The 25,017-nt window shown below is 65.4% G+C and carries 26 protein-coding genes; 14 read left to right on the top strand and 12 right to left on the bottom strand.

What is annotated here, in order from left to right; all coding sequences use genetic code 11:
* Positions 1-6: 6 nt before the first annotated feature.
* Positions 7-489, bottom strand: a complete 483-nt coding sequence (locus tag ACXMDM_RS13800) for a hypothetical protein (RefSeq protein ID WP_233831013.1) — start codon at positions 487-489, stop codon at positions 7-9.
* Positions 489-3,227 (bottom strand): type I DNA topoisomerase, encoded by a 2,739-nt coding sequence (gene topA / locus ACXMDM_RS13795; protein WP_259723184.1) that lies wholly within the window; start codon positions 3,225-3,227, stop codon positions 489-491. Before topA ends, ACXMDM_RS13800 begins: the two co-directional genes overlap by 1 nt.
* A 139-nt stretch (positions 3,228-3,366) precedes the next feature.
* On the opposite strand from topA, the gene ACXMDM_RS13790 reads away from it, so the two are divergent.
* Together ACXMDM_RS13790 and ACXMDM_RS13785 are read left to right on the top strand one after the other, a co-directional pair.
* Positions 3,367-4,938, top strand: a complete 1,572-nt coding sequence (locus ACXMDM_RS13790) for an NAD(P)H-quinone oxidoreductase subunit N (RefSeq protein ID WP_071801909.1) — start codon at positions 3,367-3,369, stop codon at positions 4,936-4,938.
* Positions 4,935-5,648 (top strand): ABC transporter ATP-binding protein, encoded by a 714-nt coding sequence (locus tag ACXMDM_RS13785; protein WP_071800019.1) that lies wholly within the window; start codon positions 4,935-4,937, stop codon positions 5,646-5,648. The genes ACXMDM_RS13790 and ACXMDM_RS13785 overlap by 4 nt, the downstream gene beginning before the upstream one ends.
* A gap of 32 nt (positions 5,649-5,680) precedes the next feature.
* Here ACXMDM_RS13785 and ACXMDM_RS13780 read toward each other — a convergent pair whose 3' ends face one another.
* From ACXMDM_RS13780 to ACXMDM_RS13760, 5 genes are all read right to left on the bottom strand, one after another.
* The gene (locus tag ACXMDM_RS13780; RefSeq protein ID WP_259723185.1) at positions 5,681-6,883 is read right to left on the bottom strand and encodes a M23 family metallopeptidase; all 1,203 of its coding nucleotides are present in this window, start codon (positions 6,881-6,883) and stop codon (positions 5,681-5,683) included.
* 174 nt (positions 6,884-7,057) lie between these two features.
* Positions 7,058-7,750, bottom strand: coding sequence for a biotin--[acetyl-CoA-carboxylase] ligase (locus tag ACXMDM_RS13775; RefSeq protein WP_259723186.1), 693 nt, complete (start codon positions 7,748-7,750; stop codon positions 7,058-7,060).
* Positions 7,751-7,823: 73 nt separating this feature from the next.
* Complete coding sequence (locus ACXMDM_RS13770) at positions 7,824-9,068, bottom strand: aminotransferase class I/II-fold pyridoxal phosphate-dependent enzyme (RefSeq protein WP_499569816.1); 1,245 nt, start codon at positions 9,066-9,068, stop codon at positions 7,824-7,826.
* 38 nt (positions 9,069-9,106) lie between these two features.
* Entirely contained in the window at positions 9,107-9,427 is a 321-nt protein-coding gene (gene trxA / locus ACXMDM_RS13765) for a thioredoxin (RefSeq protein WP_259723187.1), read from the bottom strand.
* A gap of 72 nt (positions 9,428-9,499) precedes the next feature.
* Entirely contained in the window at positions 9,500-10,276 is a 777-nt protein-coding gene (locus ACXMDM_RS13760) for a PspA/IM30 family protein (protein ID WP_071800016.1), read from the bottom strand.
* A gap of 94 nt (positions 10,277-10,370) precedes the next feature.
* Between ACXMDM_RS13760 and ACXMDM_RS13755 the strand changes: the two genes are divergently transcribed.
* On the top strand, positions 10,371-10,925 hold the full coding sequence (locus tag ACXMDM_RS13755; RefSeq protein WP_071800015.1) for a DciA family protein: 555 nt from the start codon (positions 10,371-10,373) through the stop codon (positions 10,923-10,925).
* On the opposite strand, the gene ACXMDM_RS13750 is transcribed toward ACXMDM_RS13755, so the two are convergent.
* The 3 genes from ACXMDM_RS13750 to ACXMDM_RS13740 form a co-directional block, all read right to left on the bottom strand.
* Positions 10,891-12,765: an ArnT family glycosyltransferase gene (locus tag ACXMDM_RS13750; protein WP_071800014.1), complete on the bottom strand. Its 1,875-nt coding sequence runs from the start codon at positions 12,763-12,765 to the stop codon at positions 10,891-10,893. The two genes, ACXMDM_RS13755 and ACXMDM_RS13750, sit on opposite strands and share 35 nt — an antisense overlap.
* Positions 12,766-12,874: 109 nt before the next feature.
* Positions 12,875-13,960: a glycosyltransferase gene (locus ACXMDM_RS13745; RefSeq protein ID WP_071800013.1), complete on the bottom strand. Its 1,086-nt coding sequence runs from the start codon at positions 13,958-13,960 to the stop codon at positions 12,875-12,877.
* Entirely contained in the window at positions 13,957-14,916 is a 960-nt protein-coding gene (locus ACXMDM_RS13740) for a DMT family transporter (protein ID WP_259723188.1), read from the bottom strand. Before ACXMDM_RS13740 ends, ACXMDM_RS13745 begins: the two co-directional genes overlap by 4 nt.
* Before the next feature lie 53 nt (positions 14,917-14,969).
* Between ACXMDM_RS13740 and sppA the strand changes: the two genes are divergently transcribed.
* The 10 genes from sppA to ACXMDM_RS13690 all read left to right on the top strand — a co-directional run bounded on the left by sppA (position 14,970) and on the right by ACXMDM_RS13690 (position 21,644).
* Positions 14,970-15,782, top strand: coding sequence for a signal peptide peptidase SppA (gene sppA / locus ACXMDM_RS13735; protein WP_259723189.1), 813 nt, complete (start codon positions 14,970-14,972; stop codon positions 15,780-15,782).
* Positions 15,779-16,159, top strand: a complete 381-nt coding sequence (gene aroH, locus ACXMDM_RS13730; RefSeq protein ID WP_071801906.1) for a chorismate mutase — start codon at positions 15,779-15,781, stop codon at positions 16,157-16,159. Before sppA ends, aroH begins: the two co-directional genes overlap by 4 nt.
* Before the next feature lie 93 nt (positions 16,160-16,252).
* Positions 16,253-16,909, top strand: coding sequence for a DUF2808 domain-containing protein (locus ACXMDM_RS13725; RefSeq protein ID WP_083544362.1), 657 nt, complete (start codon positions 16,253-16,255; stop codon positions 16,907-16,909).
* A 61-nt stretch (positions 16,910-16,970) separates the two neighbouring features.
* Positions 16,971-17,108 (top strand): 50S ribosomal protein L34, encoded by a 138-nt coding sequence (gene rpmH, locus ACXMDM_RS13720; RefSeq protein WP_006170261.1) that lies wholly within the window; start codon positions 16,971-16,973, stop codon positions 17,106-17,108.
* 19 nt (positions 17,109-17,127) lie between these two features.
* Positions 17,128-17,517, top strand: a complete 390-nt coding sequence (locus ACXMDM_RS13715) for a ribonuclease P protein component (RefSeq protein ID WP_071800010.1) — start codon at positions 17,128-17,130, stop codon at positions 17,515-17,517.
* Between the two features lie 59 nt (positions 17,518-17,576).
* Complete coding sequence (locus tag ACXMDM_RS13710; RefSeq protein ID WP_071801904.1) at positions 17,577-18,020, top strand: PH domain-containing protein; 444 nt, start codon at positions 17,577-17,579, stop codon at positions 18,018-18,020.
* 78 nt (positions 18,021-18,098) lie between these two features.
* A complete protein-coding gene (yidC, locus tag ACXMDM_RS13705) occupies positions 18,099-19,238 on the top strand; it encodes a membrane protein insertase YidC (RefSeq protein WP_259723190.1) in 1,140 nt (379 codons plus the stop codon).
* Positions 19,238-19,870, top strand: coding sequence for a YceD family protein (locus ACXMDM_RS13700; protein WP_071800008.1), 633 nt, complete (start codon positions 19,238-19,240; stop codon positions 19,868-19,870). Before yidC ends, ACXMDM_RS13700 begins: the two co-directional genes overlap by 1 nt.
* 24 nt (positions 19,871-19,894) lie before the next feature.
* Positions 19,895-21,397 carry a Ycf46 family AAA ATPase gene (locus ACXMDM_RS13695; RefSeq protein WP_071800007.1) on the top strand — a complete coding sequence of 501 codons (1,503 nt, stop codon included), beginning with the start codon at positions 19,895-19,897 and terminating at the stop codon, positions 21,395-21,397.
* An 88-nt stretch (positions 21,398-21,485) separates the two neighbouring features.
* On the top strand, positions 21,486-21,644 hold the full coding sequence (locus ACXMDM_RS13690; protein ID WP_162922835.1) for a hypothetical protein: 159 nt from the start codon (positions 21,486-21,488) through the stop codon (positions 21,642-21,644).
* Positions 21,645-22,469: 825 nt separating this feature from the next.
* On the opposite strand, the gene ACXMDM_RS13685 is transcribed toward ACXMDM_RS13690, so the two are convergent.
* Positions 22,470-22,886, bottom strand: a complete 417-nt coding sequence (locus ACXMDM_RS13685; protein WP_071800006.1) for a hypothetical protein — start codon at positions 22,884-22,886, stop codon at positions 22,470-22,472.
* Between the two features lie 57 nt (positions 22,887-22,943).
* Here ACXMDM_RS13685 and ACXMDM_RS13680 point away from each other — a divergent pair, with 57 nt between their 5' ends.
* On the top strand, positions 22,944-24,206 hold the full coding sequence (locus tag ACXMDM_RS13680) for an aminotransferase class V-fold PLP-dependent enzyme (RefSeq protein WP_083544361.1): 1,263 nt from the start codon (positions 22,944-22,946) through the stop codon (positions 24,204-24,206).
* Positions 24,207-24,240: 34 nt separating this feature from the next.
* On the opposite strand, the gene aqpZ is transcribed toward ACXMDM_RS13680, so the two are convergent.
* On the bottom strand, positions 24,241-24,963 hold the full coding sequence (aqpZ, locus tag ACXMDM_RS13675) for an aquaporin Z (protein ID WP_071801902.1): 723 nt from the start codon (positions 24,961-24,963) through the stop codon (positions 24,241-24,243).
* Between the last annotated feature and the right edge of the window lie 54 nt (positions 24,964-25,017).

Below are 25,017 nucleotides of genomic sequence, written 5' to 3'. Positions count from 1 at the left end.
TGCGGATCACCGGGGGGCCGGTGCGGCTGAGCTGGTTGCTGCTTGGCCCGGGCCTGATGGCTTGGCTTCGGCGCCAGCTTGGGGGATCCGCTCGATCGTTTCCACTTCAAATCGGACCCCCGCCTTGCGTAGGGCGGCGGTCACCGCTTCAGCGGGGGCGGCCGGATCGACCCCGCTCAGTTGGATGGTGATGCGATAAGGCATGGCTCCGGCCACGGGTTTGGCCGGTGTTGCCGGGGCCGGTGTTGCCGTCGGCGCGGTGGTTGTGGCCGTTGTTGTTGCTGGGGTCGTTGGCCCCGGGGTTGCTGGACTGGCCGGGGTTTCCGCTGTTGCGGGGGGAGCCGGGGTTGGGGCCGGCGGTGTGGCCGGGGAGGCTGGCGACTCGAAGCCAGCCGCCAGCTGTTCAGCGACGGGGTTGCCGCTGCAACCGCCCATGAGCAGGGCGAGCGTCAGCGCGCTGCTCAGCATCGGCGCGCGCGGGGCCGGCATCAACTCGAGGCGGCCTTGATGATCCGCACCGCACTGGCCCGGGGGCGGCCTGTCTTGCTGGCGGGGAGTTTGGCGGGTTTGGCGCCGGCTTTGTCCGTTTTGGTTGCTGCCGCTTTGGTGGTCGTCGGCTTGGCGTCAGCGGCTTTCTTGGCGGTGGCAGGCTTGCGGGCCTTGGCCTTGGCTTTGCCTGTGGCGGCCTTGGCCGCCAACAGGGCAACCGCTTCCTCGATGGTGATCGTGTCTGCCGTGCTGCCTTCGGGCAGCGACGCGTTCACCTTGCCCTGCTTCACATACAGCCCGTAGGGGCCGTCGAACACCCCGATCGACTCTCCTTCGCCGCCCGGGCTGCCGAGATCCTTCAAGGCGGTGCGGCCGCCGCGACCCTTCTTGGGAATGGCGAGCAGCTCGATCGCCCGGGGCAGGGCCACCAGGAGCACGTCGTCTTCGGCCTTGAGCGAGCGGTAATCCTTCTCGCCTTTGCCCTTGTCATGAACGATGTAAGGGCCGAAGCGGCCCAGTCCTGCCTGCACCTTGCCGCCATCGGGGTGTTCGCCCAGCAGCCGGGGCAGGCGCAGCAGCCCGAGGGCGGCCTCAAGGCTGAGGTCTTCAGGCTTGAGGCCCTTGGGCAGGGAAGCCCGCTTCGGCTTGAGGTTCTCCTCACCCACCTCGCCCCGTTGCAGGTAGGGGCCGTACTGCCCGAACAGCAGATAAATGGCCTCGCCTGATTCGGGATCGACGCCAATGCTCTCAGGCCCTTCGGTCTTCTGTTTGAGGATCAGCTCGGCGTGCTCGGTATCGAGATCGCCGGGGGTGATTTCGATCGGCAGGGTGGCCTTGATCAGTTCTTCGCTTCCGTCTTCAGCCACGCGCTTGGCTTCCAGATAGGCCCCGAACCGGCCGATCCGCACCACACAGGGCAGACCTTCCATGGCGATGGTCCGCGACGCGGTGGGGTCGATGTCGCCCTCGCGCTGCTGCACCAGGGTCTCAAGCCCCTGGTCTCCTTTGAAGAAGTTGTTCAGGTAAGGGAGCCATTGCTCCTTGCCAGTCGAGATCTCATCAAGGCTGGTTTCCATCCGGGCCGTGAAGCGGGTGTCCACCAGATCCGGGAAGTGCTCCTCCAGCAGCGCGGTCACCGCAAAAGCGGTGAAGCTGGGGGTGAGCGAGTTGTTCGCGAGCGTGGCGTAACCGCGATCAACGATGGTGCCGATGATGCTGGCGTAGGTGGAAGGCCGGCCAATCCCTTCTTTCTCCAACATCTTGACCAGCGCGGCTTCGCTGTAGCGCGCTGGAGGCTGGGTCTGGTGGCCGAGGGCATCGACCTGCTTGCAAGCGGGGGTATCGCCCACAACGAGGGCCGGCAGCAGCACCTCCTGGCCTTCGAGGGCGGCATCAGGGTCGTCGCTGCCTTCCACATAGGCGCGGAAGAACCCGGCAAAATCAATGCGCTTGCCGCCGGCCCGTAAACGGGCTTCACCCACCTGCAGCTCCACGCTCAGCATGGTCAGGCGGGCGTCGGCCATCTGACTGGCCACCGTGCGCTTCCAGATCAGCTCGTAGAGCGAGAGATCCTTGCCATCGAGCCCGGTGTCCTTGGGCGTGCGGAAGCGGTCACCGGCCGGACGGATCGCTTCGTGGGCTTCCTGGGCATTGCGGCTCTTGGTGGTGAACTGGCGGGGGGCCGGGGAGAGGTAGTCCTGGCCATACTTTTCGGCCACGCAACTGCGGGCCGCCTTGATCGCCTGATCGGAGAGGTGCACCGAGTCGGTGCGCATGTAGGTGATGAAGCCCCGCTCGTAGAGGCCCTGGGCCGTGCGCATCGTGTCGCGGGCCGAGAGCCGCAGCTTGCGATTGGACTCCTGCTGCAGGGTGCTGGTGGTGAAAGGAGGAACCGGCTTGCGCACGGTGGGTTTTTCCTCCACCTCGGCCACCCGCCAGGGCAGGGTTCGCAGGGAGGCCTGGAGGCTCAGGGCTTCGGCTTCGGCCAGCAGGCGCACCTTGCTGCCGGCCTTGAGGGCGCCGGTGGTTTCATCAAAATCGCCGCCGCCGGCGATCCGTTCTCCCTGGACGTGGGTCAGCTTGGCTTCAAAGCCTGCGCTGCCTTTGGCGAGCTGGGCTTTGAGGTCCCAGTAGCTGCCGCTGCGGAAGGCCCGCCGGGCCCGCTCACGCTGCACCAGCAGCCGCACCGCCACCGATTGCACCCGGCCGGCCGAGAGCCCCCAGGCCACCTTCTTCCAGAGCAGTGGCGAGAGGGTGTAGCCCACCAGCCGATCCAGGATCCGCCGGGTCTCCTGGGCATGGACGAGCTCCATGTCGAGTTCGCGGGTCTGGTCCAAGGCCCGGCCAATCGCTTCCTTGGTGATCTCGTGGAAGACCATCCGCTTGACGGGAACCTTCGGCGAGAGGAGCTGGAGCAGGTGCCAGCTGATGCTCTCCCCCTCCCGGTCTTCGTCTGTGGCCAGCAGCACACGCTCGGCGCCCTTGAGAGCGTCCTTGAGCTCCTTGACAATCTTCTTTTTGTCCTTCGGCACCACATAGAGCGGTTCGAAGTCTTTGGTTGTGTTGACGCCGAGGTTGGCCCACTTCTCGCCCTTGTAGGCCGCCGGAATCTCGCTGGCGTTGTTGGGGAGATCGCGCACGTGCCCCATCGACGCTTCGACACGAAAATCCTTCGGCAGGAAGCCGCGGATGGTTCGCGCCTTTGTGGGGCTCTCGACGATGACCAGGGTGTGCGCCACAGGCAGGCGTTAAACCGCTCCCCTCTTTATCGCATCGGCGGGCCGGGCTGCGCCTGAAGTCAGCCGAACGCCGCTACAGTCCGCTGCAACAGGCGGTCTTTTTGCAGCTTTGACCTACCCGCTCGACGCCCCTTCCACCTTGCTCGCCGAGTTGGGTTCTGCCGCCACCTCCGCCCCTGGTTTGGGCGTCACGGCTCTTCAGCTCAACGCCGGTGCGATTGCACCTGAGAGCGCCGTTCTGGTGGCCTTGCTCCTCTGCTTGCTGGTTGATTTGGCCGGCGAAAAGGCCGCCAGCCGTTGGGTGCCATCGATCTGTTATGCGGGCCTGGGCACGTCTCTGGTGCTTCTGGCGCTGCAGTGGGATGCCCCGGTCGAGCCATCCTTTTTAGGCTCGTTCCTGGCGGACAACCTGGCGGTGGCCTTCCGCGCCGTGGTCGCCGCCTCCACCTTGCTTTCGCTGTTGATCAGCTGGCGCTATGTGGAGCAGAGCGGCACGCCCGTGGGGGAGTACGCGGCGATTTTGTTGGCCGCCACCCTCGGGGCCATGTTCCTGTGCGGTGCCACTGATCTGGTCAGCATCTTTGTGGCCCTCGAAACTCTCTCGGTGTCGAGCTACCTGCTCTCGGGCTACATGAAGCGGGATGCCCGCTCCGGCGAGGCCGCACTGAAATATCTGTTGGTGGGTTCCTCCGCAGCCGCCGTTTTCCTCTACGGAGCTTCGCTGCTCTATGGCCTCACCGGTGGCTCCACCAGCCTGGAGGCTGTTGGCCTGGCCCTGCAGACCAGCGCCACCCCCGTCACGGCCCTCGCCCTGGTGTTTGTTCTGGCCACGGTGGCGTTCAAGATCGCCGCTGTTCCATTTCACCAGTGGACCCCGGACGTCTACGAGGGCTCGCCGACGCCGGTGGTCGCGTTTCTTTCGGTGGGCTCGAAAACAGCAGGCTTTGCCTTGGCCCTACGTTTGCTGGTCGGTTGTTTCGACAGCTTTGATGCCCAGTGGAAGGTGCTGTTCACCGTGCTGGCCATCCTCAGCATGACCCTGGGCAATGTGGTGGCCCTGGCTCAGACTTCGATGAAGCGCATGCTGGCCTACAGCTCGATCGGCCAGGCCGGCTTCGTGATGATCGGGCTGGTCTGTGGAACAGAGGAAGGCTTCGCCGCCATGGTGCTGTATCTGGCCGCCTATCTGTTCATGAATCTGGGCGCCTTCGCCTGCATCATCCTGTTCTCGTTGCGCACGGGCAGTGATCGCATCTCCGACTATGCTGGTCTGTATCAGAAAGATCCGCTGATCACCTTGGGGTTGAGCCTTTGTTTGCTCTCCCTTGGTGGCATTCCGCCGATGCTGGGTTTCTTCGGCAAGATCTACCTCTTCTTCGCCGGCTGGGCTGATCATCAATATCTGCTTGTCGTCGTCGGTCTGATTACTTCTGTGGTCTCGATCTATTACTACATTTCCGTGATCAAGATGATGGTGGTGAAAGAGCCTCAGGAAGCCTCTGATGTGGTCAAGGCCTATCCGGCGATCACCTGGAATCTCGCTGGGATGCAGCCGCTGCGGGCTGCCCTGGTGGCCTGCGTGTTGATCACGGCTGTGGGCGGTGTGCTCTCCAATCCCCTCTTCAACTGGGCCAATGGGGCCGTCGCCGGTACGCCGATGCTGCAGAAGGCGATCGCACTCGGTTCGGCTACTGTTGCTGCCTTGGGATGACCACTACCGCCCGGCTCCGGTCCACCACGGACCGCCAATTGGAGCCGGTGGCCCAACTCAGCCACATCAGCAAGGTCTACGGATCCGGCGATACCGAGGTTCGCGCCCTCGACGATCTCAGCTTGACCGTGGAATCCGGTGACTACCTGGCTGTGATGGGGGCTTCGGGATCAGGTAAAAGCACGGCGATGAACATCATCGGTTGCCTGGATCGGCCCACCAGCGGCAGCTACCTGCTCAGCGGCACCCCGGTTCAGGATCTCTCTGACGACGAATTGGCCGACCTGCGCAACCGCCGGCTGGGCTTCGTCTTTCAGCAGTTCCACCTGCTGCCCAACATGAGCGCCATGGACAACGTGATGTTGCCGATGGTCTACGCCGGCTTGCCCGCTCGCCAACGGCGAGAGCGGGGTCAAGAGGCGCTCGAGCGCGTGGGCCTCGGGCACCGGCTCGAGAACAAGCCGAATGAACTCTCCGGCGGGCAGCAGCAGCGGGTGGCGATCGCCCGGGCGATCATCAACCAGCCTGCCTTGCTGCTAGCCGACGAACCGACTGGCGCCCTTGATTCCCACACCACCCAGGAAGTGCTGGCCATCTTCGATGAACTGCATGATCAAGGTATGACCGTGGTGATGGTCACCCACGAAGACGACGTGGCCGCCAGGGCTGGACGAATTGTCCACTTCCGCGATGGCCGTGTGGCTGATTGAGCCGCTGCTTGCCGGGCCCGCCGTAGGCGGCGTCAGCCTGCTTCCGCCGGGCTGCTCTTCGGCTTTGGCAGAGCTTGGGACCGCTCCAGGCTCTCCAGCAGTTGGCCCATCAGCAAAGCGATGGCGTCGCTGCCTGCGGCGAGGTTCCGGCCCGGATCCAGTTCGCCAGGATCCACAGCCACCCAACCTCCGTTCTCGGGTTGGCGCAGCTCGAAGTGCAGATGCGGGCCTGTGCTCAGACCGGTGCTGCCCACGCGGCCAATCACCGTGCCCTGCTCCACCCATTCCCCTTCTTTGACGAACAGCTCGGAAAGGTGGCCGTAGAGCGTGCGGCGTTTGGGGCTCTGGTGCTCCAGTTCGACGGCCAGGCCGTAGCCGCCGGCCAGGCCGCTGCTGACCACCCGGCCGCTCAGGGCTGCCACCACCGGGGTGCCTTCAGGAGCGGCCAGGTCGCGGCCGGCATGCATCAACCAGCTGCCCAGCACCGGGTGCAGGCGCCAACCGAAATCACTGCTGGTGACAGCTGAACCGATCAGGGGAAACAGCAGGCTGCGGTTGCCGTTGCCAGCCAGGGGGGCCGGCCTCGGGGTCACCCGGAAAACATCGGTGAGGCGGAAGCTGCCCCCGGCTCCGGTCAACAGGGCCGAAACGGGCACGGTCAGCGGGGGTAACGGGGTGAGGCCCGCAACGGCACCGCCACCAGCGAAGCCACCTGCAGCAAAGCCGCTGCCCGTTTCATCGCCACTTCCGGCAGCCAACGGTCCGGAGCCACCGGGCCAGCGCACCTGAACGCCGCGGCATTCGCTGGCGGAGAGGGCCCCGGCCGCGCAGGCCTTGCGGTGAGCCAGGGGGGCACCGGGTTGGAGGACGCCAGCCGAACGGACTCTGGCCCGCTCGGCTGGACTGACGGTTCGATCTCTGACCAGTTGATCGAGGTCCAGTTGATCGAGGGCCCGGTCGAAGGACTGGGGTTTCGCCTGCCTCAGCTGGGCTGGATCTGGGCGACGTGGAGCCGGTGGAATGCCGGCTGGGAGCCGCAGGGATGGGCTGCCTGCACCCTGCTTCAGGCTGCCTGGCGGCGTCATGGCCGATGGGGCCGCCGTTGCGGGGGTTGCCCGGGAGGGCGTAGGGGCTGAAGGTTCTGTCGCCGTCGGTGCAGGGCTCTGGGATTCCGTTCCCGCCTGGCCTGAACCGCTTGGATCGCCGAGCTGAGCCAAGGCCAACGGCGTGACCATTTGGATCGCCGAGCTGAGCCAAGGCCAACGGCGTGACCATCGTCGAGACCAGGCCCAGCAGCAGGCCAGGCAGGTGTCGGTAAGGCTGGCGATGCAAGGGAAGCCGCTGCTATGGCGTAAAGATCTTAATGACTGAGGTCAAGAACGGTCTTCAGAAACAAACGCTCTTCAGAATCAAAACGTGCGATGCCAGGCCAGGCGCCGCTCACCGAGGGCCAGCGCGAGGCTGCCGTCCCGGTTCAGTCCCACGGCCTGCCACGGTTCTCCCCGTATCCGCAGGGGGTCGGGCGGCAGGTGTAGCCGTTGACGGGCTTCGATCACAACGCCGTCCGGATCGCCGGCATGGCCCGCCGCCCAGTCCAGGGCCGAGAGGATGCGGGCGGAGAGGGCCTCCACCGCGCTGGTCTGGCATCGACGTCCCAGCGCTTCGGCCAGGTTGATCGCTCCCTCGGGTACCCGGTTGCGGCCATTGACCCCCAATCCCACCTGGGCCCAGCGGATGCGCCCGGATCTCAGCCGCAAGCGCGGCAGCAACCCCGCCAGCTTGCGTCCGTCGAGCAGCAGGTCGTTGGGCCACTTGATTTCCGCCTTCAGGCCGAGGCTTTCCAGCTGCAGGGCCAGGCCGACAGCCACCGCCAGGCCGGGATCTGCGGCGGTGGCTGGGTTCTGGGGCCAGGGCAGGGCCGCGCTCAGCCACACGCCGCCAGGGGGCGAGAGCCAGACCCTCCCCCGCTGACCATGGCCATAGCGCTGCCGCCGGCTGAACACGGCAAGGGGCGCGCTGGCGCCGGCGGCAAGAAGTTGATTGAGAACGACCTCGGTACTGCCACACACCGGCAGGCCATGCAGCCGCCAGGACAGCGCCATGGAAGCCAGTGCCGGTGAATGACGGGCGTGGAGCAGCCGCTGCCGTGAAGCCGCAATCGCCCCGATCACGGCATCACGGCGAGAGCGTTTGCAGCCAGCGCCCGATTCGACTGGCACCGGCAGCCAGCGCCCCTTCTGGATGGACCAGCGCCAACCTGACCCAGCCCTCACCAGCGGGACCGAAGCCATTGCCAGGCGTAAGCGCCACGCCGGTGTGCTCGAGTAAGGCGGCGCAGAAGGCCTCCGATCCCAGCCCTGCCGCCCGCGCCGCCGGTGGCAGGGCCAGCCACAGATAGAGGGCCATCGAAGGCTTGCTCACGGGCCATCCCTCCGCTTCCAGGGCCAGCGCCATGCGGTCCCGCCGTTGCCGGTACACCGCCTTGAGCCGATCGGGCCACTCGGGGGCCTGCTCAAGGGCGGCGATCGCGCCGGCCTGCAGGGCCAACGACTGGTTGAAATCAATCACTCCCTTCACCTGGCGCAAGGCCAGGATCAGCGGGGCTGCTCCGATCGCGAAGGCCAGCCGGAATCCACCCAGGCACCAGCTCTTCGAAAAAGAGAAGAACTCAATCCCGCACCGGCGCCAGTGCGGGTTTCGCAACAGGGCCGGAGCCTCACCCTCCAGGGCTAGATCCACGTAGGGATTGTCGTGGGCGAAGACGATGTTGTGACGCGCAGCCAGGTGCGCCGCCTCATCCACCCACTCCTGGCAGCCCACCGTGGCGGTGGGGTTGTGGGGGAACCCCAGCACCATCAGCTTCAGTTGATCCCACTGGCTGCTGGGAAGACGGCCGAAGTCGGGCCGCCAGCCGGCTTCGCTCTGCAACGGCAGCCGCAGGGGAACGGCCGAAGCGAGCTGCAGACCGCCGAGGTGGGAGGGGTAATAGGGATCGAGCAGCAGGGCCGACTCGCCTGGGTTGAGCACGGCCAGGGGCAGGAGGGCGGTGCCCTCCTGGGATCCCACCAGCAGCAGCACCTCCGACTCCGGATCCACCGCCACGCCGAAACGCCTCTGGGCCCAGTCGGCCACGGCCCGCCGAAACGGACCCGTGGCGTCATGGAGGCAGTAGGTGGCGCTGCTGGGCTGGGCGAGGGCGGCGGCCATCGCCGCGATCGCTGCCGGTGGTGGCAGCAGATGGGTGGAGCCGAGGGAGAGATCGAGCAGGCCGGGCCGTGGGGGCTCTCCTGCAGGGGCAGCCGAGGCCTGCTGCCGGTAGGTCGCCTTGCGCCCGTCGTTGCGGGCGAAGACACCACTGCCGAGTTGGCTGGAACGCCGGGACCTTGGCAACGGCATGACTTCGCCGTCAGAACTGGCCATCAGCGCGGCCCACTACTGCGGCCGATCATGGCGGGTCGTCACAGATGGGCGTCGAGGAAGGCCTGCAGCTGGGGTTTGGCCAGGGCACCCTCGTGGCGGGCCAGCTCTTTGCCGTCCCGGAAGAGAATCAGGGCCGGGATGCCCTGAACCTTGTAGTGGTCGCGGCTGCTGGGGTTGGCGTCCACCTCGATCTTGCCAACGGAGAGCCGACCCGCATAGTGCTCCGCTGCCCAGTCCATCAGGGGAGCGATCAGGCGGCAGGGGCCACACCAGGAAGCCCAGAAGTCAACAAGAACGGTGCCGCTGGCCTCCAGCACGTCGAGCTGGAAGCTGGAATCGGTGAAGACGGCGACAGCCACGGGGTTGGATCAAGTGCCGCGATTGTATGAATCCGCTGAAGCGGAACGGATCAGAGGAGTGGCGACCCGGGTTCAGAGCTTGTCGATCGAGCGCTTGAGTTCCTCGAGTTCGGCATTCACTTCGGCCACCTTGACCGGTTCGAGAACCGGGGTGGGGGTGTCGGCGGAGAGCAGGGGCAAGGCCGAGGGGCCGCCTTCCAGGCGATTTTTCAACGCCGCGAGTTCGTCGTCCACGTCTGAGCCGCCCTCCAGGGAGGCGAACTGACTTTCGAGATCGGCTCCGGCCAGTTCGGCAGCCGCTTCGCTGCGCGCCTCCTGCTGGAGAACCTTCTCCTCCATCTGATCGAAGGCAGCCATGGCCGAGTTGGTGCCCATGCTGCTGACGGCACTCTGCAGCTGTTCCTGGGCCTGGGCCGCCTGGGAGCGGGCCTTGAGCATGTCCTTTTTGGTTTTGGCCTGGGCGATCTTTCCTTCGAGGGCCAGCAGGCTCTTTTTGAGGGTTTCCACCTGGCCCGACTGGCTGTTGAGCTGGCTGTGGAGGGCGGTGGCGGTGTCCTGGTAAGTCTTCCGACGGCTAAGGGCCTCGCGGGCCAGGTCTTCCTCGCCTTTCTTCAGCGCAAGCTCGGCGCGCTCGTACCAGGTTTTGCTTTGGGCGTCGGCCTGCTCGGCCTGATTCTTGATCCGTTTCTGGCTGGCGATCGCCGTGGCAACGGCCTGGCGAAGTTTCACCAGATCGGCCTGCATGTCGGTGACCGACTGGTCCAGGATCTTGCCGGGATCCTCAGCCTTGCTGACCAGATCGTTGAGGTTGGCCCGCAGCAGGCGGCTGAGCCGATCGAAGAAGCCCATGGATCACTGTGGGGTCGGATCTGAGGGTAGCGGCGGTCAAGCGGTGTGGGCTGGCGGTTGGCCGCACTTCGTGGGCCGCACCTAACATTTCGCCATGGCCATCGCTCCCCGCGATCAGACCCGGCAGATCGGCACGATTCAGGTGCTGGCGGCTCCCCCCCGGCCTGCCGCCGTCGGTCTGGGCGACTGCCTCGCCGTTCTCCAGGGACAGTGGAAACGGGACGGCAATCTGGTCGCTCTCTGGCAGGCGTGGCCGCGCATCGCCGGCAGCCAGCTCGCTCCCCACTGCCAGCCTCTCCATCTCCAGGCCGGGGTGCTCAGCGTCGGCGCCAGCCATCCCCAGTGGTTACAAGCCCTGCGCTACAACCGCCACCAACTGCTTGGAGCCCTGCGCGGCGCTGGTTTCTCGGTGCGCGATCTCCGCTTTCAGCAGCATTTTCCCGGCCTGGTGCCCACTCCTGGGGCCGAAGCGGAGGCGCTGGTCTGGGCCGTTCACCCCAGCCGGGTCGACGTTCACGGTGTCTCCGCTTGTCCGCGCTGCGGCAGCCCGGCGCCAGCAGGAGAACTGGGCCGCTGGGGGCAATGCAGCTTCTGTCATCGCCAGGACGGCGGCCTCAGTAGCGCTCGGGGCGGGGATCCCTCCAGCTGATCCTGGCTTTGCCCGCAGCTTGCAGACGCTCGGCTTCCTGATCCAGTCGAGCGCGCTCCACCCGCCAGAGCCGGTAGATGCCGTTGCTGGCCAACGGCGTCGCACCAAGGTTTTGCCAGTAGGGCAGCTGGCTGGTGGAGGCGTCGATCACCACCAGCACGGTCGGCGAGCTCGTCGCCGCTGCGGGCCGCTGCCCTCGGCGCGTTTCGTTGTCCAGCCGGTCACTCAGGTTCACCAGACCACTGGCCGAGAGGCCCTCATACAGCACCACCTGACGGCTGTAGTAGTGCAGCGATGGCTTCAGCACCCCGACCATCGCCAGGGATTCACCGGGCCTAACTTCCCGCCGGGCTGCCGCGGCCATTTCCCGAACGGGCAGCCCCCGCACGCCATCGCCAAGCTGCCACATCGGCAGGACGGCGAACAGGTGAAAGGCCACGAGGGGCAGTTGCAGGCCAAGCAACCAGCCCGCGAGCCCCCGGCTCCAACCAGTGGAGCTCCAGCCCCGCAGCCATGGCCAGAGACCGGCCACTGTGGCGATCGAGAAGCAGAACGCTGCTCGGTAGACCAATCTGCTGGCCAGCAGTTCCGCCGGAAGGGTGGGCATCTCCGGATCGTTGATCAAGGGCACCCATAGCGCTGACATCCAGAGCCCAACAGCCAGGGTGAAGGTGAGCGAGAGGGTGAGTCCCTGGGCAAGCCACAACAGGCGCCCTCCGGACAAGCGCCCGCCGGCGCTGTCCTGGGCGGCTAGGGCTATCAACAGGGCGGCAGCCGGCGTGGCCGGCAACCAGTAGCTGGGCAATTTGGTGGCCGCCAGGGTGAAGAACACCAGCACCGCCAGAAGCCAGCAGGCGGCGAAGCTGCGCAATGAGGCTGAAGCAGGCCGGCGCTCGCTGCCACCCTCTCCCCGGGTGGTCCCTTGCCGCGCTCCGTCCCTCAGGCCCCTGGCCAGGCCCAGACCAAGCAGGGGGGTGAAGGGCAGGCTGGCCACCACCATCACCGGCAGGAAATACCACCAAGGCTGCAGGTGGTCGTTGACGACCGAGCTGAAGCGCTGCAGGTTGTGATAGCCGAAGAAGCTGTCCCAGAACGGACGCCCTTCCACCACGAGCATGGCGGCGTACCAGGGCAGGGACACCAGCAGGCTGAGGCCCAGGCCCTGCACGGGCCTCAGCCGTCGCCACAGGGCCGCCAGGGCCCCCTGTCTCCAGCCGAAGCCCAGCAGAGTCAGTCCTGCCAGCACCAGGGCGACTGGACCCTTGCTGAGCACGGCCAGCCCCAGCACCAGCCATCCCGGCCACCAGGGCCGGCGCGGTTCTGCCCAGCACTGCCAGAACAACAACAGCGCCACCGAAAGGCAGCCGCTGAACAGCGCATCGCTGACGGCAATGCGGCTCCAGAGCAGCGTCAGGGGGGAGAGCGCGAAGGCCAGGGCGGCTGTCAAGGCGGTGAGGGCCACCTGTGGCCTCGACGGCATGGTCCCGGTTGGCTGTTCCCCTGACTGATCGCCCGGCTGGGGCCAGCGCAACAGCGTGAAGGCCAGGCTCAGCATCACCCCGATCGAGGCCAGGCCAGAGGGCAGCCGTGCGGCCCAGGTACCGAGCGGATTCCACTGTTCCTGGCCAGGCAGGGCATAGACCAGAGCCATCAGCCAATAGACCAGCGGCGGCTTGTCGTAGCGGGGCAGGCCATTGACCCAGGGGGTCAGCCAGTTGCCGCTCTCCGCCATGGCCCTGGCTGAGCCAGCGAACAGGGGTGGGGTCTCATCGACCAGGCCCGTTGCCCCGAGCTGCCAGAGGAACAATGGGATACCAATCGCCAGAACGATCAGCAGCACTGCCCGCTGGCTTGCGAGCCAGGGGGGCGCCCGCCAGACCGGGGAGCTTGGTGGTGCTGAAGCCGGCGGACGGGCGAAGGGCACGCAACAGAGATCAGGCGCCCAGAACCTACAGGCCCTCGCTCAACCAGGCCTCGATCCGGGCCGCGAACGCCTCCCGGGAGCAGTGCTGCTCCACCCAGCGGCGGCAGTCGTAGCGGTTGAGTTGCTCGGCTGCCGCGACGGCCCCGGCCATGGCCTCGCCGTCGTCAGGGGGCACCAGCATCCCGGTGAGCCCCGACTGCACCAGCTCGGCCGGGCCGCCCCGCCGGTAGGCCACCACCGGCACCCCGCAGGCCATCGCCTCGACCACCACGTTGCCGTAAGCCTCGTTCCACTTGGGCGTGTTCAGCAGCACCGCGCAGCCCCCCAGTTCGGCCTGAAGCCGTTCGCTGGGAAGGAATCCCCGCCAGTCGATGGTGCCGGCGGGGACGGAAGCCTCCACCGCCAGGGCATAGGCGGGATCCGCCCGCAACCCCCAGACCGACAGCCGGCGCCCCAGCTGGGCCGCCACGGCGGCCGCATCTTCCAGACCCTTCTCCGGGGCGATGCGTCCCGCCCAGCCCAGCCCGGCTTCGGGATCGGCCCGGGGGCGGAAGACGTAGCTCGCCAGGTCAAAGCCGTTGCCCACCACCTTCGCTGGCCTGCCCAGGCGGAAGTCACCGGCCTGGGCGGCGCTGTGGAAGGCAAGCCTGCCCGGGTTCCAGCGGTCCACGGCCGTGATCACCTCATCCATCACCGTGGCCACCGATCCCATGCTCACCAGGTGGAACAGCGGCGTGGCCAGATGGCGCGTCAGCCAGAAGGGCAGCCAGTCGTAGCCCAGGTTGAGAATCGCGTCGAAGTCGCCCTGGCGATTCAGCGCCGTTTCCCAGAGGCCGGCCAGCAGGCTGCCGGCCGGCAGTTGAACGCCCCCCTGGCGCGGCTGGTGTTGCCAGCTGGGCTGATCCACCCCCGGCTGGCTCCAGAGGGTGGCGGCTTCGCAGCCTGGCGGCAACTTGGAACCCTCGGCAGCCAGCACGGTGAGGCTGTGGCCCCGGTCGATCAAGCCGGCGACCAAGCCCGCCAGGGTCACTTCCACACCACCACCCTTGCCACTGCCCAGGGTTCCCACCGCCGTGCTCACCACCAGCAGCCTGCGGGGCGATCGGCTCATGGGCTCGCCTCCGCCACCTTGGGCCCTTCCCAGAGCCGTTGCCTTTGGTTGATCAAGACCACCGCCCCCAGGGCCAGGCCGGCACCCAGCCATTGCAGGGGAAACAGCCGTTCATCCAGCAGCAACACCCCGCAGAGCAAGGCAAACACGGGGGTCAGAAAGGTGAGGGCGGTGAAGCCGGTGAGATCCCCCTGGCGGGCAAACCAGAAGAAAAGGCCATAGGCCAGGGCGCTGCCCAGCAGGCTGGCGTAGGTCATCAGGCCCCAGTCGATGCGGCTCCAGGCCGGCCAGAACGGCGCGGCGCCGGGATCGAGAACGGTGGCCATCGCCGAGCCTCCCAGCAGAGGAAAGCTGCCGATCAGCATGTGCCAGCCGGTGATCGCCACCGGATCGCTGTGGGCCATGGCAAAGCGGCAGAGCACGGTGCCCACCGCCATGGCCACGGCGGCCCCAAGCATCCAGAGTTCGCCATGGCTCCAGGCCTCGACGCCCAGGGTGGAGGGGCCTTCCAACCAGAGGTGCTGCAGCAGCGGAGCGGGCAGGCCGAGGCAGACGATGCCGGCGAGCCCCACCAGCAGCCCCACCCAACCGACCGGATTGATCGCCTCGCCGAACAAACTGCGCGCCAGCAGCGCCACCAGCAGGGGCTGGGAGTCGATCAGAACTGAGCCCAGCCCAGCGCCGGTGTTGCCCAACCCCCGGGTCAGCAGCCCCTGGAACAGGCTGCCGTCGATCAGGGCAAAGGCGAGCAGCCAGAGCCGGTCTGCCGGGGCCACCCGCAAGGATCGGCCCATCACCACGGCGGCCAGAAGCACCGCCAGCCCGGCGGGCAGCAGGCGCAGCCAGGCCACGCTGAGTGGGCCTGCGCCGGCCAACAGTGGCTTCATCGCCGCCATCGCCGTACCCCAGAGCACAAAGGGCAGGAGCATCAGCAGCCAACGTGAAGCTGGGGTCATTGGAGCCGCCGTCAACCACCTTTTTAAGATCCAGCGACTACGCACCGCAGCGAATGCCCTGGCCCTGGCGCCGCAAGTCTCGTAAAAGCATGGCGCGCATCGCGATCGAGGGGGCGATCGCCGGGGGTACGCGCGAGCGGGTGCTCAAGGCCCTGCGCAAGGTGGAGGAGCGGGAATACCCGGCCCTGCTGCTGCGCATCGACAGTCCGGGCGGCACGGTGGGCGACAGCCAGGAGATCCATGCGGCCGTGCTGCGCCTTCGCGAAAAGGGCTGTCGCGTGGTGGCCAGCTTCGGCAATATTTCCGCCTCCGGTGGCGTCTACCTGGGCGTGGCGGCCGAGAAGATCGTGGCCAATCCGGGCACGATCACCGGCTCGATCGGCGTGATCCTGCGCGGAAACAACCTCTCGAGGTTGCTGGAGCGGATCGGCATCAGTTTTGAAACCGTCAAGAGCGGCCTCTACAAAGACATTCTCTCGCCGGATCGCGCCCTCACCGAGGCGGAGCGCCAGCTGCTCCAGGCGTTGATCGACTCCAGCTACGGCCAGTTCGTGGCCGCCGTCGCCACGGGCCGCGGCCTCAGCGAGGAGGAGGTACGAGGCTTCGCCGATGGCCGGGTCTTCAGCGGCGCCCAGGCCAAAGAGCTCGGCCTGGTTGATGAACTGGGCGACGAGGACAGCGCCCGCCGCCTGCTGGCCCGACTGACGGGATTGGACGAAGACACGATCAGACCCACCACCTATGGCAAGCCGCCGAAACGACTGGCCTTCCTGATTCCTGGCCGCAACCTGCTGGGCCAGCTGCACCAGGCCGTCAGCCTGGAGCTGGCCTGGTGCGGCCAGCCGCTCTGGCTCTGGCGGCCATGAGCGAGGGGCAGCATCTGCGGGCCCTGCGAGGTGCCACCACCGCCGAAGCCAACACCGTGGCTGCCATCGCGGCCTCGGTGGAGGAGCTTCTCGATGCCTTGATCGAGCACAACAGCTTGCAGGGAGCCCAGGTGTTGTCGGTCACCTTTTCGGTGACGGCGGATCTGACGGCCTGTTTCCCCGCCGCCATTGCCCGCCGCCACACCGGCTGGGACGGGGTGGCCCTGCTTGATTGCCAGCAGATGGCCGTCGATGGAGACCTGCCCCGCTGCATCCGGCTGCTGGCCCATGCCTGGATGGAACCCGGCCGTCCGCCCGTGCATCCCTATCTGCGCCAGGCAGCCTTCCTCCGTCCGGACAGATCCGGTCACATCTGACAGCTGGGCGGCTGCCCTCCCGCCACTCCCCTGTTGCGGGTCTGGCCAGAGAATGGGGTTGCTGCTCCTTCCACCCACCCCGGCTCCGATTCCATGCCCTTCCCCAACCTTCTTCGCCAGCTTCGCCGGCGACGCTTCCGGCGGCCCGGCCCGATCGGCCAGCCCGCACTCGCCGTTGCTGCGGCCGGCCTGGCCCTGGGGGGGCTCGGTGCCGGCCTGGTTGGTGCCGTTGTGGGCGGTGCCGTGGCGCCGCAGCCAGCTTCAGCCCAGGGCACTCCTGGCCTGGTGGAGTTCCGCTGGGAGAACGATCGCGATTACAAACGGCTCTATTACTTCATGACGGATACCGGACGCCTGAAGCGCTCCGAGTACTACCTGATGTTGCGCGCCAAGGACCGCAACACGGCCATTCTCAAGCTGAGCGTGACGGTGCCAGACAATTTCGAGGCCAAGATCGAGGCCAATGACATTCAGCTCTGCTACATGCAGGAAGGCGGCATGATGTCGCGAACCCGCTGCCTGGAGAAGATTCCAGCCACGGTGGAAATCTCCAAAGGCGGTCAGTCGATCGACATCTTTCCCGATCGACCCATCCCTGACGATCGCACCATCGGGGTGTATATGAACATCTTCAATCCGTTCAACATCGGCATGTATCAGTTCAATGCCCTGGCCCAGGCGCCTGGAGATGTGCCTTTCGCGGGCTACTTGGGCAGCTGGCTGATTCAGATTGAAACGGCCACCAACTAACCACCCGCCCCCTGACTGATACGTTGGTTCATCGACCCAGAGCGAGTAGCAGAGCCGCCCCATGACCAAGCGCACCCTGGAAGGAACAAGCCGCAAGCGCAAGCGGGTGTCCGGCTTCCGTGTCCGCATGCGCTCCCACACCGGTCGGCGCGTGATCCGCACCCGCCGCCGCCGCGGACGGGCTCGCCTGGCGGTCTGATCGCGCAACGGTCGGTTCGATGGCCCTGCCGCCGGACCTGCGCCTGAGGGGGTATCGGGCTTTCGATCACCTCTATCGCAAAGGTCGTCGATTCCATGGCTCCTGGATGGTGCTACGCACCCTTGAAGCCGATGAGGCTCTGCTGAGCAAAGGCTCTGCGTTTGCAAAAGTCAGCCCCTGTCGCGGCGCAGTTGTGGTGAGCACGAAGGTCAGCAAACGCTCCGTCTGCCGCAACCGGCTGCGGCGCTTGATCCATGGCTGGATGCAGAACCATTGCAGGGTCTTGCCTGAGCCCTTGAGCGGCCAGTGGTTGCTGTTCAGCCTCAAGCCCGGCAGCGCCGAGGCCGCTGAGGAGCTCTTGCTGGGAGAATGTGAGTTGCTGTTTCAGAAGGCGGGTCTGAGCCAATGACGGGTCAAGGGCCTGAAGGGCCAAACGCAAGCACTCTCCCGACTGGTTCGGGTCAGGCCATCCCCAGCCCCATCGCGGAGCCTGTCTTCTATGAGGGCGGGCCGGCCCGCGGCGATCTGATCTTCAACCTGGTCTTCGGGCTCACCCTGATCGGCCTTCCCTTTGCGGTCGGGGCGATTGTCCGGGCGCTCTGGCTGCGTTACCGGATCACCAGCCGGCGGATCTCCGTGACCGGTGGCTGGCTCGGCCGCGACCGCAGCCAGATCAGCTATGGCCAGATTCGAGAGGTGCGCTCTGTTTCCCGGGGCTTCGGTGCCTGGGGAGACATGGTCCTTGTGCTTAATGACGGTTTCAAGCTGGAGATGCGCTCGGTTCCACGGTTCCGCGAAACCGAGGCTTACATCCTCGAGCGGCTTGCTGCCAGGAGCCCCTCGGGTGCGGTCGCCGGTCTTGCAGGCCCCGACAGCAAAGGATTCGGCGTCTCCCAGGCTTCCAGCGCCTGAACCGCTGTCCCGCGCGATTGCCTCCCTGCTGGGGCACACTGATTCCCATACCCCTTCCACCCCCGCCGCTACCCCGCCGTGATCGGCTACATCTCCGACAACCTCCTGCTCCCGATCCTCGACTTTTTCTACGGTCTGGTGCCGAGTTACGGGCTGGCGATCGTCGCCTTGACGGTGGTGATCAGGCTTGCCCTGTTTCCACTCAGCGCCGGCTCAATCCGCAGTGCCAGGAGGATGCGGATCGCCCAGCCGGTCATGCAGAAGCGGCAGGCCGAAATCAAGGCGCGCCACGCAAGCGATCCAAAGAAGCAACAGGAAGAGCTGGGCAAGCTGATGAAGGAATTCGGCAGCCCCCTGGCCGGTTGTCTGCCGCTGCTGGTGCAGATGCCGATCCTGTTCGCGCTCTTTGCCACCTTGCGTGGGTCCCCCTTCGCCGATGTGCCCTACACCTTGAACCTGAAGGTTCTGCCGGCTGACCAGATCGCAGCGGTCGAAACCAAGCCGTTCAACAGCGCCAGCCATTCGATCTTCATCACCGAAACCAACCATGTGCCGGTGATCGCCAGCCTGGAGCAGGGCACCAAGCTGGGCGTTGGCGATTTGGCCCAGATCAACTTCCACACCAAGAGCGGTGAGTCCTTCACCAGCCTGCTCCAAGGGGTGGAGAACGGTGCGGCCTACACCCCCTCCTGGAGCATCACCAAGGGGGATGGGGTGATCAAGGTGAGCGAGACAGGCCAGATCGAAGCGCTCAGCACCGGTGAAGCCACAATCGAGGCCAAGGTGCCTGGTCTGGCGGCCCGTAGCGGTTTCCTGTTTATCAAGGCCCTCGGCCAGGTGGGCTTCTACACCGACGGCGCGATCAACTGGGACATCGCCATCCTGGTGGGGGGCTTTGGTGCCACCCTGTTCATCTCGCAGATTCTCTCGGGCATGGGCATGCCGCCCAATCCGCAGCAATCGACGGCCAACAAGATCACCCCGGTGATGATCACCGGCATGTTTCTCTTCTTCCCCTTGCCGGCCGGGGTGCTTCTTTACATGGTGGTGGCCAACATCTTCCAGGGGCTGCAGACCTTTCTGCTCACCCGCGAAACCTTGCCGGATAATCTCCAGGTCATTCTCGATCAGCAGCTGGCCCAGCAGACCGTCGCGGTGGCCGCCACCGCCGGCGGCGGCATGGAGCGTCTTCCCTTCGAGCCCAAGGGTAAGAAGTGATGGAGCGGCGAAGGCCCCCTATTCCGGAGTCTCTGCCGCTCAAGCCCATCCCCCTGCAGGAGTTGCGCCTGCTCCAGGCCGGTGCGCACTGGGCCCTGGACCAGCATCTCGCCGAGATCGAAACCCTTTCCCCGGTGCGCGGGGAACTCCGGGCGCTCTGGATGGGAGATGGACTCCAGTTGAATGGCGAGGCCAGCGCCACCATCAGCTTGCGCTGTGATCGCTGTCTGGCGGACTACGACCATCCCCTCCACTTTCGCTGTCAGGAGCTGATCGCTCTGGGCACTGATGGCGACGAGGTTTTGGAGCCAGACGCGTCAACGCCCGAATCCCTTGCGCAACAGCTGCTCAACTTCAGCGGTTCAGGCGCTGGTGATCTCGATTCTTCTGGCCTTTGGCCGATTGAGACCGATAGCCCCAGTGAGTGCCTCGACCCCCTGGGCCTGTTTGATCCAGGTCACTGGATCTTCGAGCAGCTCCACCTCCAGTTGCCGTGCCGCAACGACTGTGGGGCTGCCTGCCCGGGCCCGGCCGTCTGGAGCACAGCGGAACTATCGGCCACAGGCCCCAGTTCGTCCAGCTCGGAGCCACCGCTGGATCCGCGCTGGGCGCGGCTCGGCCAACTGCGTTGAGGCGATGGCGATGGAGGCTGGCCCATGACTGAATCCTGGTCGGACCAACTCGACCTGCTGATCCGTGCCCGTGCTCCGATCCTCTGGATCCGCAGCCTGGAGGAGGAGCGGATTGAGACCCTGCTGGGCCTGGCCGCGGCTCGGCTCGGACAGCGCACCCTGTTTCGCTGGGATTTCGTTGATGGGATCGCCGGGCTGCCGAATCGCTCGGCCGAGGCCATCCGCAATCCGCTGGCGGCCCTCGACAGCCTCAAAAGCCTGCCCCAGGATCAGCCTGCCATTCTTCTGCTTCTCGATTTCCATCGCTACTGCGATGATCCGGGCATCTGCCGGCGCCTGCGCAATCTCTCGATCAGCCTGCGCCGCCAGCCCCAGACCCTGGTGATCACTGCACCCGACTGGCAGGTGCCCAGGGAGCTGGAGGAGTGCATCACCGTGCTCGATCTGCCCTTGCCCACGGCGCGGGAGATCCGCGACCTGCTCGAAAGCATCGCCCAGGCCAGTGGGCATCGCCCCCCTGCCGATGCCCTCGAGCAGCTCGTCCATTCCTGCAGCGGTCTGACTGAACAACGGATCCGCCAGGTGGCCGCCCGGGCCTTAGCCCGCCGTGGCCAGATCGGTGAGGCCGATCTCGCTGAGGTTCTCGAGGAAAAACGCCAGTCGATCGCCCGCAGCGAGCTGCTGGAGTACTGCCCCACTGAGGCGAGCCCGGCGGATATCGGCGGGCTGGAGGCCCTCAAGCAATGGCTTGACCAGCGCCGCCTGGCCTTCAGCGACGAAGCCGAGCGCTATGGCCTGCCCCTGCCCAGGGGGGTGCTGCTGGTGGGGCCCCAGGGCACGGGCAAGTCACTGACAGCCAAGGCGATTGCCCACAGCTGGGCGATGCCCCTGCTGCGGCTGGATGTGGGTCGGCTGTTTGCCGGTCTGGTGGGAGCGAGCGAAGCGCGCACCCGCGACATGATCCGCCGGGCCGAAGCGATGGCACCCTGCGTGCTCTGGATCGATGAGATTGACAAGGGCTTCGGGGGCGACAGCCGCAGCGATGGGGGAGCCAGCCAGCGGGTGCTGGCCAGCCTGCTCACCTGGATGGCCGAGAAGACCACGGCGGTGTTCGTGGTGGCCACGGCCAACGGTGTGGCCAACCTGCCGCCGGAGCTGATGCGCAAGGGGCGCTTCGACGAGATCTTTCTGCTCGATCTGCCCGATGCGGCCGAGCGGCGCACCATCCTGGATCTGCAGCTGCGCCGCCGCCGTCCCGCCCATGCGATCCCCCTGGAGGTGCTGGTGGATCGCACCGATGGCTTCTCCGGCGCCGAACTCGAGCAGATCGTGGTGGAGGCCATGCACCTCGGCTTCGGTGCCCACCGTGACTTTTCAGAAGCGGACCTGATCCGGGCTGCCAGCGATCTTGTACCGCTGTCGCGAACGGCACGGGAGCAGATGGATGCCCTCAAGCAGTGGGCCAGCAGCGGCCGCGCCAGGCCTGCCTCCAGGTTGCGGGGTGTAACGAAAACAGACTCCCGGTAACGAACCCCGACACCGGGTAACGAAACAGCGGAAATCCAGCTGGGGCCAGGGTGTTGATCCCTACGGTGCCTGCAGTTGCCAGCCCACCTTGGACCGTCCTTCCGCTACCACCCAACTGGCTGTGGCCTTCCTCGGCGCCGGCGTGATCACCAGCTTTGCAGTAGCCCAGGGCCAGAATCCCATCACCGCCCTTGGAATCACGGTCTTTTCCGCCCTCGCCGCGGTCATGGTCGGCCAGGTGCTCTGAGCCAGGCCGGATCCCACTTGAGCGCCTAGTTCACGGACCTGACTGAAGGTGTTGTCTTGTCTGCATCTAGATCGTTTGAACGTGCTCGAACCGTTGATCCGTGCTCACTAAGACCCGATTCGCTCGGGTCTCCCTGGCCTGAGTTGTTTTTGGCAACGGCTTTGCTCTCAGTGGCAATGTAGATGGCCTTGGGAGAAGCTGTCAGGGGTCTTGGCTGTTGACTATTGAATCCAGCCAATTGATTCAGCCAATGGTCCAGACAGTTGCAAGTGGCGTGGATCTTCCCTGATTCAGGCCCTGTTAAATGCCTCTTTTTGGCCAACTGAAAGCTGGTACACTACACAACTATTCTGTCCCACCCTCTGGGCAGCAGGCAAAGAGACTAGTGGGGAAGATGACAACCTACAGTCTATTGATGGACAGGACATAGTGACCAGAACAGATTGCGCTTTCGCAAGAAATAGCGGAAACTGTTTTTCTGTCTTGGAACGCATAAAACAGTATTACAACCCTTCGGCGCTATTTTGAATTCGACAAAGAAGCGCTAAAAAAAATCTGTTGGCTGTATCCAGAGTGCGGCATACCTGAAGACGGGCACTTTATTTATGGTAATCACGATACCGTTTAGGGCTTGGCAGGCAAGCCAGGAGCCTATGTCCATGCAGGGTTGAATCGCGAGATCAAAAATTTTGGCGGGGGTGAGTAGTACATCATCGGTAGCGAGCAATTTGAGCACTCAATAAGCTATCGAATTCATTTTAGATTGGTATGAGCAATTCGAAGAAGCTCGTGTTATTGTTTATTTTGGAAAAAACTTTAGCCATGTTAGAGGGAAACCACTTGGAAATACAGGGTTTGAAAGGTGACTGGTGCTTCCTTGAAGATCAGCGCGAGCAGGCTCCTGATTGGTGCGGCCAGGCCTAGGGCCCGAGCTTCTGCAAAAGCAAAATGACTATCGAGAATCTTGACGAGGGGCTGGTTTGGATCAAGGCTGGCGAAGGAAAAGATGTCACGCCCTAAACTGGCTTTAAGTGGGAAGGGTTGGTTGTCTGAATGGATGATAGCAAGATAGGCATCGATAGCTGAATGGGGAATACTGGACTTGAGCAGGCAGTAACCCTCGCGAGCCAATTGCCTGAGGGCTTCAACCTGGATTGGATCGTTGATCTGTGTGATTCTCGCTTCAACTTGCTCTGGTTCCTGATCAATCCATAGCCTGCTGTTCAGTCCGAGCTGACCCAATCCCTTCGCTCCCCTGGCTCAAGCCTATCAAGGTTCATTTCTTCCCCTAGAAACGTTATGTCGAGCGCCATCATCCCTGCCGATCCCCAGACGCTGCGCGGCGAACCGCTGAGCCCTGCCCAGCTTCGGGCGCTGATGCCAGCCCTGGCGAACAAGACCTACTTCAACTATGGCGGCCAGGGGCCACTGCCTTCGCCGTCGCTGGCGGCGATTACCGAGAGCTGGCAGCGTATCCAGGAGCTGGGGCCCTTCACGGGATCCATCTGGCCGTGGCTGGCGGCTCAGACCCAGGGTCTGCGCGCTGATCTGGCGGTCATCTGCGGCGTGCCGCCCCATCGGCTGGCGCTTACCGAAAATGTGTCCAGTGGCTGCGTGCTGCCGCTCTGGGGTTTGCCCTGGCAGGGCGGCGATGAACTGTTGATCGGTGATTGCGAGCATCCCGGTGTGGTGGCGGCCTGCCGGGAGCTGGCCCACCGTGAAGGGCTCACGCTCAGCACCCTGGCGGTGGGCTCGATCCGCCCGGGTTCAGGCGTGGCCAGCGATGGGGCCGTGCTTGACGCTCTTGATCAGGCCCTCACTCCGCGCACCCGCCTGGTGGTGCTCTCCCACCTGCTTTGGAACACCGGTCTGGTGATGCCGATCGAAGCGGTGGCCCAGCGGCTGGAGCACCACCCTCGCCATCCCTGGTTGCTGGTCGATGCCGCCCAGTCGGTGGGGTCCCTGCCGGTGGCGGCGGCAGCCTCGGCGGCCGATATCTACGCCTTCACCGGCCACAAGTGGTGTTGCGGTCCAGAGGGCCTGGGGGGTGTGGCCCTGTCGGAGCGAATCCTCAGCGCATCAAGACCGACGCTGGGGGGATGGCGCAGCCTGGCCAATGAGAACGATGCCGGCCTTGATGGCCCGGGTGGTGGCCATGATCCGTGGCACCACGATGGTCGCCGCTTCGAGGTAGCCACCTCCTGCGCTCCTTTGATGGCCGGGTTGCGCTGCTCGCTTGAACTGCTGGATGCGGTCGGAGGGGCGCCGGCTCGTCTGGCCTTGATCCGCGAGCGCAGCAGCCAGCTCTGGCTTGGTCTTCAGGCCATCCCAGGGCTGAAGACCCTGCTCCAGGAGCCGCCGCCAGCTGGTCTGGTCAGTGTTGAACTGGAGGGCGATGGCCGGGGCCACACGCCGGAATCTCTGGTGGAACAACTGGGCCAGCAGGGAGTTTGGCTGCGCAGCCTTGATCACCCCCACTGTCTGCGGGCCTGCACCCACCTGACCACCACCAGCGAGGAGGTGGAGCAGCTGTTGGCCGCCCTCAACTCCTTTCTCCACTAGCAGTGCCCGGATGGGTGTCAGGCCTGGTCGTCAGTCAGGCTGTTTCGGGATCGAACATCGCCTTGAAGACCCAACCGGCCAGCAGAGCCCCCACGATTGGGGCCAGCCAGAACAGCCACAACTGGCCCACGGCCTGGCCTCCGACCCAGAGCGCCACACCGGTGCTGCGGGCAGGGTTCACCGAGGTGTTGGTGACAGGAATACTGATCAGGTGAATCAGGGTCAGGGAGAGACCAATCGGCACGCCGGCGATGGCGCCGAGCTCCTGTTTGTGGGTGGCGCCGAGGATCACCAGCAGGAAGACGAAGGTGAGGATCACTTCGATCACCAGCGCAGAGAGCAAGCCGTAGCCACCGGGGGAGTGGGCACCGAAGCCATTGGTGGCCAAAGGATTGCTGCCGGTCAGTTCAAAACCGGGGCGCCCACTGGCGACCAGCTTGATCACGCCACCGGCGATCACGGCGCCGAGCACCTGGGCGACGATGTAAGGCAGCAGCCCGGAGCCTGGAAACTTGCCGCCGGCCCAGAGGCCGAAGCTCACGGCGGGATTGATGTGGCAGCCGGAAATATGGCCGATGGCATAAACCATCGTTAACAGGGTGAGGCCGAAGGCGATCGATACGCCGAGAAAACCGAGGCCCAGGGGGTTGGCGGCGGCGTTGTCATAGGGAAAGACGGCAGCCAGCACGGCGCTGCCGCAGCCACCGAGGACAAGCCAGAAGGTCCCAATCAGTTCGGCTAGGAACTTTTTGGGCATCGGCACACTTTGGGACATGAATTGAAACCGTTGGGTCGAAGAAAGGCGTTGTAA

The organism is Synechococcus sp. CS-603 (assembly GCF_977929215.1).
Note: the sequence above shows the minus strand (reverse complement) of the source record. Positions and strands in the feature narration are given on the sequence as shown.

Coding starts and splice junctions, on each gene's coding strand:
- ACXMDM_RS13770 (WP_499569816.1), bottom strand. CDS start 9,068: ATGGCCAGTTCTGACGGCGAAGTCATGCCGTTGCCAAGGTCCCGGCGT.
- ACXMDM_RS13740 (WP_259723188.1), bottom strand. CDS start 14,916: ATGACCCCAGCTTCACGTTGGCTGCTGATGCTCCTGCCCTTTGTGCTC.
- ACXMDM_RS13780 (WP_259723185.1), bottom strand. CDS start 6,883: ATGGTCACGCCGTTGGCCTTGGCTCAGCTCGGCGATCCAAGCGGTTCA.
- aroH (WP_071801906.1), top strand. CDS start 15,779: ATGAGCGAGGGGCAGCATCTGCGGGCCCTGCGAGGTGCCACCACCGCC.
- ACXMDM_RS13715 (WP_071800010.1), top strand. CDS start 17,128: ATGGCCCTGCCGCCGGACCTGCGCCTGAGGGGGTATCGGGCTTTCGAT.
- ACXMDM_RS13785 (WP_071800019.1), top strand. CDS start 4,935: ATGACCACTACCGCCCGGCTCCGGTCCACCACGGACCGCCAATTGGAG.
- aqpZ (WP_071801902.1), bottom strand. CDS start 24,963: ATGCCCAAAAAGTTCCTAGCCGAACTGATTGGGACCTTCTGGCTTGTC.
- ACXMDM_RS13680 (WP_083544361.1), top strand. CDS start 22,944: ATGTCGAGCGCCATCATCCCTGCCGATCCCCAGACGCTGCGCGGCGAA.
- ACXMDM_RS13755 (WP_071800015.1), top strand. CDS start 10,371: ATGGCCATCGCTCCCCGCGATCAGACCCGGCAGATCGGCACGATTCAG.
- ACXMDM_RS13775 (WP_259723186.1), bottom strand. CDS start 7,750: ATGGCGCTGTCCTGGCGGCTGCATGGCCTGCCGGTGTGTGGCAGTACC.
- ACXMDM_RS13760 (WP_071800016.1), bottom strand. CDS start 10,276: ATGGGCTTCTTCGATCGGCTCAGCCGCCTGCTGCGGGCCAACCTCAAC.
- ACXMDM_RS13700 (WP_071800008.1), top strand. CDS start 19,238: ATGGAGCGGCGAAGGCCCCCTATTCCGGAGTCTCTGCCGCTCAAGCCC.
- ACXMDM_RS13745 (WP_071800013.1), bottom strand. CDS start 13,960: ATGAGCCGATCGCCCCGCAGGCTGCTGGTGGTGAGCACGGCGGTGGGA.
- ACXMDM_RS13800 (WP_233831013.1), bottom strand. CDS start 489: ATGCCGGCCCCGCGCGCGCCGATGCTGAGCAGCGCGCTGACGCTCGCC.
- ACXMDM_RS13695 (WP_071800007.1), top strand. CDS start 19,895: ATGACTGAATCCTGGTCGGACCAACTCGACCTGCTGATCCGTGCCCGT.
- sppA (WP_259723189.1), top strand. CDS start 14,970: ATGCCCTGGCCCTGGCGCCGCAAGTCTCGTAAAAGCATGGCGCGCATC.
- ACXMDM_RS13725 (WP_083544362.1), top strand. CDS start 16,253: ATGCCCTTCCCCAACCTTCTTCGCCAGCTTCGCCGGCGACGCTTCCGG.
- rpmH (WP_006170261.1), top strand. CDS start 16,971: ATGACCAAGCGCACCCTGGAAGGAACAAGCCGCAAGCGCAAGCGGGTG.